The organism is Lactobacillus delbrueckii subsp. delbrueckii DSM 20074 = JCM 1012, from assembly GCF_001433875.1.
Classification (GTDB): Bacteria; Bacillota; Bacilli; order Lactobacillales; family Lactobacillaceae; genus Lactobacillus; species Lactobacillus delbrueckii.
In genome coordinates this window covers 14,719-15,144 of record NZ_AZCR01000034.1, presented here as the reverse complement: position 1 = coordinate 15,144, position 426 = coordinate 14,719, and the positions used below count along the sequence as shown (strand labels likewise).

Annotated in this window: 1 pseudogene; it reads right to left on the bottom strand. The window is 49.1% G+C overall.

Annotation, left to right across the window (positions count from 1 at the left end):
• A pseudogene (locus FD23_RS10550) lies at nt 1-426 on the bottom strand (IS1634 family transposase); the annotation flags it as partial.

Here is a 426-nt window from a genome sequence, read left to right as displayed (position 1 = left end):
AGATATCGCGGCTCTTGTAAAGATTCAAGGCTTCAGAGGCTGTCATCTTTTCGGAGGTCACGATCGCGAAATAGCCGCACAGCTGCAGCTCTCGTTCGATGACATCTTCTCGTTCCTCGTAGCCATAGAACTTGTCTTTGTGGTAGGTGAGCTTGAAGTAGTGCTCGTATCGCTTTGGAAGCTTGTATTCTCTGCCTTTTATCTTGTCCATCTCGGCTTCCATTCTGTCCAGATCAGCTTCCAGTCTCGCACGTTCACTGGCCTGCTTCTTGGCCTTGTAGTAGATGTGGAAATAGCGGTCAGTTTCGTCATCCGCGTACAGCTTGGCTTTAACTGTCATGCCGTAAGTCCGGTAAGCCTTGATAGAGCAGGCTCTCTTTGATTCGAATTCGCCCATGTGCTCCATGATCAAGCTGTGTACAAAGG